Below are 8,346 nucleotides of genomic sequence, written 5' to 3' on the forward strand. Positions count from 1 at the left end.
CGCCATGCCTGAGTGGATAAGCTATTACGCGGGGCTGATCGCCAAGGGGTTGCAGACGACTTTGTCGCTGCTGGCGATCTCGGCAGTGCTCGGCTTTGCCCTGGCGGTGCTGGTGGCGTTGTCGCGCTTGTCCAAGCGCAAGTGGCTGGCCCGGGGTGCGCTGGCTTACACCAGCGTGCTGCGCGGCACACCGCTGTTGATCCAGATCTACATTTTTTACTATGGGCTGGGCAGCCTGTTTGCCCAGTTCCCGATGGTGCGCGGCAGTTTCCTGTGGCCGTTTCTGCGCGACGGCTATTGGTACATCGTGTTCGCCCTGGTGCTGTCGGTGGGCGCTTATGTGGGCGAAGTGATCCGCGGCGGCCTGTTGGCCGTGCCCAAGGGCGAGATGGAGGCCGCGTCTGCCTTTGGCATGACCACGCGCCAGGCGTTGCTGCGGGTGCGGTTGCCACGCGCGATGCGGCTGCTGCTGCCGACCCTGGCCGGGGAGACGGTGATGTTGCTCAAGTCCACTGCGCTTGCTTCGACGATTGCCGTGGTCGACCTGCTGGGCGCGGCCAACGTGGTACGCGCGCAGACCTTGCAGATTTATCAACCGCTGCTGCTGGTGGCCGGTGTCTACCTGTGCCTGACCTTCCTCATCGAAGGCGTCTACGCCATCGCCGAGCGGCGCGGCACGCCGCTGCGCAGGTCGGCAGGATGAAGCAGAACCGCGCGCTGCAAGGCATTGCCTTGTGCTCATTGGCCTACGCGTTCCTGGCATTGCAGGACGCCGTGATCAAATGGCTGGTGGCCGATTATTCGGTATTCAGCATTCTATTCTGGCGCAGCCTGGTGGTGGTGGGGGCGTGTGTGATCGCCGGGCGCATGGGCCTGTTGCGCCGGGCGTGGACCTCGGCCAGTCGCCAGCTGCTGATCATTCGCGGCCTGTTGTCATTGCTGGCGTGGGTGCTGTATTACACCGCCGCCAAAGACCTGACCCTGGCGGAAATGACCACTCTGTATTTCTCCGCTCCGATCATGGTCACGCTGCTCGCAGCGCTGATCCTCAAGGAGCGCGCCAGCCGTGGCCAATGGGTTTCGCTGCTCATCGGCTTCGTCGGCGTGGTGATTGCCTGTCGTCCCAGCCACATGGTTGACGCGCTGCCCATCGCGCTGACCCTGGCGGCCGCCTTGTGCTGGGCGTTCACTTATATCCAGCTGCGCCAGGTCGACCCGACTACCTCGGTGCTCGAGCAGATGCTGATCACCAATGCGGTGTTTGTGGTGTGCATGGGCGTGACCTTGCCGTGGACCCACACCCCGGCGCCGACACCCGCGTGGCTGGGCATGCTGGCGGCAGGGCTGGTCGGCGGGGTTGGCCAATTCCTGCTGTTTGCGAGTTTCCGCCGCGCCACCGCGACCTTGCTCGCGCCGTTCGAGTACACCGGGTTGATCTGGGCGTTTGTGTTGTCGAGCCTGATCTGGGGCACCTCGATGGATGTGTCGCTGATCATCGGTGCGGTGCTGATTGCGCTCAGCGGCACCTTGGCGATGCTCAGCGCGCGCCACCCTGAATCACAGGACGTGGTCGGCGCCGAATGCGCCGTGACGCAACCCCTGTACCCAACAGCGGCAGATGTGCAAGCCGTTGGCGGGGCTGAACGTGCCGGGGTTGAGGCACCCCTCGAGCCAGAGCCCGTCAAGCATCGCCGATAGGCCGATGGCCGCCAAGTGGCTGTCGTGGATCACCAGGTTTTCGCTGCGGGCCAGGTCGTCGAGCAGTTGCTGGATCAGCGCCAGATAGGCGCGGTAGCTGTTTTCGTGGGACTGGTTCACATGGGGCGAGTGGCGGATCAAGCTCCAGAACACCACCCACACGCCGAGCAGGTCGGGGTCCATCACCCGTGGCGAAAAGGACGCGCTGAGAAACGCATCCAGCCGTGCGGCGGCGCCTTCGGCCTGCTCGACTTGCGCCCAGAGGGCACTGGTCAGCTCACTGGCCAGCTTGTGGTAGGTCTCGGCGATCAGCGCATCGATGCTGCCGAAATGGTGGTTGAGCAGGCCCACGGATACCCCGGCCTGGGCCGCGATCCGGCGCACGGAAATGCCTGCGTGACCGTCGCGTGCGAGGCTGGTGAGTGTGGCGGCGATCAGCAAGTCCCGGCGTTCGTCGGGGTCGGCACGGCGCAGTTTGGGAGGGTCGACAGTCACGGGAGTGCCTTGGGTTGATGACCAGAGCGCTCAGGTTAGTTGAACACGTGTTCAATCTCTAGCGATTAAATGATGAGAGGAGGGGCAAGGCATGGCAAATGACCTTTCGTGGCAGGTTCAAGGCGATGCAGGCAACCCGCTGCACATCGGCGCCTGGCGTTTCGAAGGCGACGGCAGCGGGCCCAGGGTGCACCTGCAGGCGGGCGTGCACGCCGATGAAATCGCCGGGATGCTGGTGCTGCACCAGTTGCTCCCGCGTTTGCAGGCCTGCCAGGCTCAAGGGCGGCTGCGCGGCACTGTTACTGTTGTGCCCCAGGCGAACCCGTTCGGCATCGGCCAATTTCGTCAGGGCCGGCTGCTGGGGCGCTTTCACGACGCCACTGGGCAGAATTTCAACCGCGCTTTCGACCACTCACTGGCCATGGAGCGCCCGGCGACCAACCTGGCGCAGTGGCAAAAGAGCCTGGTGCAGTTGGCCGCCGACGCCGACCTGGTGCTGGACCTGCACACCGATGATGAGGCGCTGCCTTACCTCTACATCCATCGCCGTTTCTGGCCGGAGCAAGGCCTGGCGCTGGCGGCGGCGTTGCAGGTGGACGTGGTGATCGTCTGGGATGACGGCGGGGATGGTTCCTTTGAAGAAACCCTCATCAACCACGCGGCGCCACAGTTGGCGGCGACTGTCGAATTGCGCGGCCAGGCTGATGTCAGCGATGCGCTGGCGCGGCAAGACGCCGATGGCTTATGGGCGTGGCTGTGCATCAACGGCGTGATCGATGAAGTGGCGGCGATCAACGAATGGCAAGGGGAAGTGGTGGACATGGGCTGCATGGAGACCCTGATGGCGCCCTGTGCCGGTGTACTGGTGTTCGAAAAAGCACTTGGCGATGAGGTCGAGGAAGGCCAGCGTTTCGCCCGGATCATCGCAAGGCCCGGTGAGCCGACGTCGGAGGTGACCCTGCACGCCGCGCAAGCCGGGCGCATGGTGACCCGCCACCGCGAGCGCCTGGTGGCGCAAGGTTCAGTCGTCGCCAAATTTACGGGCACGCGTCTATCCGACAGCTACAGCGGCGGGGTGCTGGACCCATAAAGTGCTGCCTGTACACGCCCCCAATGTGGCAGCAGGCTTGCTCGCGAAGAAGGCGTATCAGCCGACCGATTCAGTGAATGACACTGCGCCTTCGCGGGCAAGCCCGCTCCCACCGTTGGATCGTGGCGCGTCGGGTGATTTCGATAGGCCTCACCACCCCACGGACGTGAACAGCTCAGGCACGCGGTCAAGCGTCGGCAAAATCGCATCAGGCGTGTAGTCCGCCAGCAACTGGCGGCCGGTGCCACGGTCGATCCATACACACCGAAAGCCGATATCCCGCGCGGCCGCGTGGTCCAGGTGCGGGCTGGCGCAGATATGCACGACCTGGTCGAGGTTCACGCCCAACTGCTCGTGGGCGTAGTCGAACAGACGGCGATCGGGCTTGTAGGCGCCTGCCTGCTGCGCAGTGATCACTCGATCAATCGCGCCGCCCAACTGCGCAACATTGCCGGCAATCACGTCATCGTCGGTATTGGAGACAATGCACAACTTGAACCCCATCGCTTTAAGCTGCTGGAGTGTCCCTACGACCTCAGGAAACGGCGGCATCGCGCTGATGCTGTCGGTGAGGAGGGTGCCGTCGTGCTCATTGGCCGGCAATCCCAACGCGTTCAGCGCCAACTGCATGCTCAAGCCTGCCAGCGTGCGAAAGCTGCGATGCGGTGGCGTCTGTTCCAGGGTGTGCTCGTGATGATCGTAGGCGCTGAGCAAGGTATCCCGGTCGACCTGATGATCACCTTTTTCGTCGAGGATTTTATCGATCGCGGCGCGCAGGCCTTCATCCCACTGGATCAGCGTGCCGTAGCAGTCAAAGGTCAACCAGAGCGGGCGAGGAGTGTTCTCAAGGGGCATGGGGCACCGGTGCGGAAAGTGAGTGACCCTGGCAGCATAGGAAACGTGGCGGTCAGTTGGAAATTAAATTAACCTCTGCCACACAGTTGAATATCCGATATGAAGGTCGCCGCCATGTTTGATCTCGAGCTGCTGCACACCCTGGTCTGCGTGGTGGACGAAGGCAGTTTTACCCGCGCCGCGGAGCGCGTGCACCGCACTCAATCCACGGTCAGTCAGCAGATTCGCAAGCTTGAAGAAAGCGCCGGCCAGGTGCTGTTGGTGCGTGACCGCTCCGGCCAGCAGGTCAGCCCCACCGAGCATGGCGAGTTGCTGACCCACTACGCGCGCCGGCTGCTGAATTTGTCGCGCGAAGCCCGCGAGGCGCTGAGTACCGAGGCCAGCGTGGTGCCGGTGCGCCTGGGTGTACCCGAAGATTTTGACGCCACGCGCATGGCCTCGATGCTCTCGGGGTTTGTGCGCACTTACCCTGAAGCGCGGCTGGAAACGGTCAGCGGCATGAGCACCGACTTGCGTCGCCAGTTGGAAAACGGCGAGATCGACATCGCCCTGATCAAGCGCGAGCCCGGCAGCGGCGAGTGCCATGCCAGTTGGCCGGAGCCGCTGGTGTGGGTGTGCGGCGCGGGCCAGGACCTGCAGGCCGAGACCTTGCTGCTGGCATTATTCCCCCAAGGCTGTATCTACCGCCAACGCGCCATCCGCACCCTGGACAAGGCTCGACGCAGTTGGCGCGTGGCGTTCGGCAGCCATAGCCTGACTGGCATCCAGGCGGCGGTGACGTCCGGGCTGGGCGTCAGCATCCTGCCCAACAGCGCCGTGCTGGCCAGCCATCGAATCTGCACGCAACTGCCGCCGGTGGCGCCTTCGGAGCTGGCGCTGGTCAGTGGCGCGGGGCGATTGAGTGCGACACACCGCGGGCTGATCGATTGTTTGCGTGAAGAGATTTCAGAGCCTCGGCAGTCGCTCCAGTAGCAGGCGTTCCAGCGTGATGGCGGGCAATGGCCGGCTGAATAAGTACCCTTGAATCTGATCACAGCCGGCGGCTTTCAAAAATGCCAGCTGATCCTGGGTTTCGACACCTTCGGCGACCACTTGCAGGCTCAGGCTATGGGCCAGTTCAATGATCGTGCGGGTGATGGCCGCGTCTTGCGGGTTGGTGGTGACTTCGCGAATAAACGCGATGTCGATCTTCAACGTGTCGATGGGAAACCGGCGCAGATACGCCAGGCTTGAATAGCCGGTGCCGAAGTCATCGATGGAGATTTTCACGCCCATCGTGCGCAGCCGTTGCAGGCTGGCAATGGTGTGCTGGGTGTTTTCCATCAATGAGCCTTCGGTCAGTTCAACCTCCAGCCAGTGCGGCGCCACCCCGTTTTGCCTCAGGGTGCGCTCGATATCGGCAATCAGGTCGCCCTCGATCAACTGATGACCGGAGACGTTGACTGAAACCTCTACGGCGCCAATCAGGCCGCGTTGCCACACGGCGATTTGCTGGCAAACCGTGTCAATCACCCAGCGCCCCACCGGCACGATCAAGCCCAGGCTCTCAAGTATCGGCACAAATACCGCCGGTGAAACCGCGCCATAGCCTGGGCGCTCCCAGCGCAGCAGGGCTTCGAGTGCGCATATCTGGCCGCCGGCCAGCTCGACCTTGGGTTGGTAATGCACGCTGAACGCATTGGTTTCGACCGCCCGGCGCAGGGCGTTTTCCAGGTCCTGGCGCGCCAGGTCGTGCACGCTCATGCCCGCCGGCTCTCCCGTTTGCCGCTGCAGTTGCTGTTCGAGCATCAGGTTGTGGACTTTCAAATGATCGCCGCGCGCCTTAAGCCGCAGCAGGTTGCGCACCCGCAGCCACAACTCGACACGCTCCACCGGTTTGCTGATGAACTCCTCGGCGCCGGTTTGCAGCCCGCTGACGCGCGCGCTGGGCTCGCTGAGGGCCGACAACATGATGATCGGGATACTCGCCGTGGCTTCGTCGCCCTTCAAGTGGCTGGCCACCTCGTAACCGTCCATGCCCGGCATCATGATGTCCAGCAGGATCAGGTCGGGCGGTTGCTGCGCCACCAACTGCAAGGCTTCCTCACCGCTGCTGGCACTCAGGGTCTGGTAGCCCTCGTGTTGCAGCAGGGTTTCCAGCAGCTTGCGAACCTGGGGTTCATCATCAACGATCAATAGCGTTGCGGGTTGGCTGGCCATGGAGAGGACTCACAGGAGAGGGCTGATGTGTGGTTGCAGCAAAGTGTCGATGGTCTGGTACAGCTCTTTGTAGCGCAGCGGCTTGATGATGTAGGCGTCGCAGCCGGCCAGTCGGGTCTTTTCGCGGTCTTCCTTCATGGCCATGGCGGTCAGGGCGATCACCGGAATATGCGCGGTGCCGGGGTCTTGCTTGAGCAGTCGGGTGGCGGCGAGGCCGTCCATGCCCGGCAACTGGATATCCATCAGGATCAGCGCCGGCTGTTTTTCCCGCGCCAGCGTCAAGCCGGTTTCTGCATCCGCCGCCCACAACACGCTGTGACCGGCATTGACCAGCAACAGCCGAGCCAGGCGCATGTTCGCCTCGTTGTCTTCGACGATCAGGATTTCGGCCATGCAGCCTCCGGGGCGCGATGCAGAGGCAGCCACACCACAAAGCGGGTGCCCAGGCCCACGCGGCTGGCGACGGCGACGCTGCCGCCATGCAGGTCGGTCAATTGCTTGACCATCGCCAGCCCCAAACCCGTGCCTTCAAATTTACGCGCCAGGCTGCTGTCGATCTGGCTGAACGCCTTGAAGAGCTTGCTCATGTCGTCCTTGGCAATGCCGATGCCGGTGTCGCTGACGCTCAGTTCGAGGAACTGCGCGTGAGGGCTGGGCTGCAGGGCGAAGCCATGGGTCGGCCAGTCGCCAGGGATCTGCCCGACCTGGGCGCGACTGACCTCGCGCACCGCCAGGGTCACGGAGGCGCCGTGTTCGCTGAACTTCACCGCATTGGCCAGCAGGTTGTAGATGATCTGCTTGGTCTTGCGCAGGTCCAGTTCCAGGGTGCCGAAATCGCCCTCGCTTTCCAGCTTCAACTGGATGCGTTGCAGGGCGGCTTTTTCGCGCACGATCAACAGACTGTTGGCCAGCAAGCCCGCGAGCTCCACGGCCTCAAGCTCCAGGTCCATCATCCCGGCCTCGACCTTGGACAGGTCGAGAATGTCGTTGATCAGCGACAGCAAGTGCTGGCCGCTGGTGAAGATATCGCCGATGTATTCACGCTGCACCTCGCTCATGTCGCCGACCAGGCCATCCTTGAGCGCCTCGGAGAAGCCGATCACCGCGTTCAGCGGCGTGCGCAATTCGTGGGACATGGTGGCGAGAAACTCGGACTTCATGTGGTTGGCGTGTTCCAGTTCCAGGTTCTTTTCTTCCAGGGCGCGTTCGAAACCTTTGCGCTCGGCTTCTTCCTGCTTGCGCGCGGTGTTGTCGGTGCCGATCAGCAAGTAGCCGATGATGGTGTCGTGGCGGTTGCGCAGGGCCGTCACCGAGACCATGGCCGACAGGCGACTGCCGTCCTTGCGGATGTAGGTCAGCTCGTAAATGTCTTCGATGCCGCGCGAGGCTTTGAACACCAGGGCTTCGAAGCCTGGCGTGATCGGTGTGTCGAGCTCCAGGCTGAGGGCGGCGGCGCGGGTGATGAGTTCGGCGGGGTCGGAAATGTCGGCGGGGGTAATGCGGTTCAGTACGTCGTCGGCGGCGTAACCGAGCATGCGTTCGGCGCCGACGTTGAAGATCTGGATCACGCCTTTTTCGTCGGTGGCGATGCTTGAAAAATACGCGCTGTTGAAGATCGCGTCTTGCAGGGCGCCGGTCTTGAGCAGGGTTTTCTGGCGTTTGAATTCGACGATTTTTTCGGCCCGCGATTGCGGTTCGAGGGGTCGTTCGGTCGGGTTTTTATCCATCGCTGTGGCGTTCCATGAACTTCAGGCCCGCCAACGTTGATAGCCGATGGCGCAGAGCATGCTCACTGAAGATCGCACGAGGGCGACGAGGAGGAGATGAGGTCTTTGGACGATAGCAGAGATTATGGCGTTTTGATGGTTGGCGGCTTTGGCGTGGTGGGTTTTGGCACTCAAATGGATGGATTAATGTTGGCTGTGCGCTGGGTGTAGTGATGAGTTAGGTTGGGGGTATCGGCACTGTAGGCTGGTGTTTGCAGGGGGATGGGGTAGATGGGTGGGGTT

General features: G+C 62.8%; 8 protein-coding genes and 1 pseudogene. 4 read left to right on the forward strand and 5 right to left on the reverse strand.

Going from position 1 to position 8,346, the window contains the following annotated elements; all coding sequences use genetic code 11:
- The first annotated feature begins 4 nt into the window (after positions 1-4).
- Positions 5-703 carry an ABC transporter permease gene (locus AACU78_RS23905; RefSeq protein ID WP_106578136.1) on the forward strand — a complete coding sequence of 233 codons (699 nt, stop codon included), beginning with the start codon at positions 5-7 and terminating at the stop codon, positions 701-703.
- On the forward strand, positions 700-1,698 hold the full coding sequence (locus tag AACU78_RS23910; RefSeq protein ID WP_106578137.1) for a DMT family transporter: 999 nt from the start codon (positions 700-702) through the stop codon (positions 1,696-1,698). Before AACU78_RS23905 ends, AACU78_RS23910 begins: the two co-directional genes overlap by 4 nt.
- Here the strand turns inward: AACU78_RS23910 and AACU78_RS23915 are convergent.
- Positions 1,654-2,193: pseudogene (locus tag AACU78_RS23915) on the reverse strand (TetR/AcrR family transcriptional regulator); the annotation flags it as partial. The gene AACU78_RS23910 and the pseudogene AACU78_RS23915 overlap by 45 nt on opposite strands.
- A gap of 91 nt (positions 2,194-2,284) precedes the next feature.
- Between AACU78_RS23915 and AACU78_RS23920 the strand changes: the two are divergent.
- The gene (locus tag AACU78_RS23920; RefSeq protein ID WP_106578139.1) at positions 2,285-3,283 is read left to right on the forward strand and encodes a succinylglutamate desuccinylase/aspartoacylase domain-containing protein; all 999 of its coding nucleotides are present in this window, start codon (positions 2,285-2,287) and stop codon (positions 3,281-3,283) included.
- Between the two features lie 150 nt (positions 3,284-3,433).
- On the opposite strand, the gene AACU78_RS23925 is transcribed toward AACU78_RS23920, so the two are convergent.
- Entirely contained in the window at positions 3,434-4,138 is a 705-nt protein-coding gene (locus tag AACU78_RS23925) for a haloacid dehalogenase type II (protein ID WP_106578140.1), read from the reverse strand.
- A gap of 114 nt (positions 4,139-4,252) precedes the next feature.
- Here AACU78_RS23925 and AACU78_RS23930 point away from each other — a divergent pair, with 114 nt between their 5' ends.
- Entirely contained in the window at positions 4,253-5,110 is an 858-nt protein-coding gene (locus tag AACU78_RS23930; RefSeq protein WP_106578164.1) for a LysR family transcriptional regulator, read from the forward strand.
- On the opposite strand, the gene AACU78_RS23935 is transcribed toward AACU78_RS23930, so the two are convergent.
- From AACU78_RS23935 to AACU78_RS23945, 3 genes are read right to left on the reverse strand one after another with little or no spacing between them, the layout of a single operon-like run.
- Positions 5,084-6,337, reverse strand: a complete 1,254-nt coding sequence (locus tag AACU78_RS23935; RefSeq protein ID WP_106578141.1) for an EAL domain-containing response regulator — start codon at positions 6,335-6,337, stop codon at positions 5,084-5,086. The genes AACU78_RS23930 and AACU78_RS23935 overlap by 27 nt on opposite strands.
- Before the next feature lie 9 nt (positions 6,338-6,346).
- Positions 6,347-6,730 carry a response regulator gene (locus AACU78_RS23940; protein ID WP_106578142.1) on the reverse strand — a complete coding sequence of 128 codons (384 nt, stop codon included), beginning with the start codon at positions 6,728-6,730 and terminating at the stop codon, positions 6,347-6,349.
- Positions 6,715-8,064 carry a sensor histidine kinase gene (locus AACU78_RS23945; protein ID WP_106578143.1) on the reverse strand — a complete coding sequence of 450 codons (1,350 nt, stop codon included), beginning with the start codon at positions 8,062-8,064 and terminating at the stop codon, positions 6,715-6,717. The genes AACU78_RS23940 and AACU78_RS23945 overlap by 16 nt, the downstream gene beginning before the upstream one ends.
- Positions 8,065-8,346: the final 282 nt, after the last annotated feature.

The organism is Pseudomonas sp. R9.37, assembly GCF_963878885.1.
Classification (GTDB): Bacteria; Pseudomonadota; Gammaproteobacteria; order Pseudomonadales; family Pseudomonadaceae; genus Aquipseudomonas.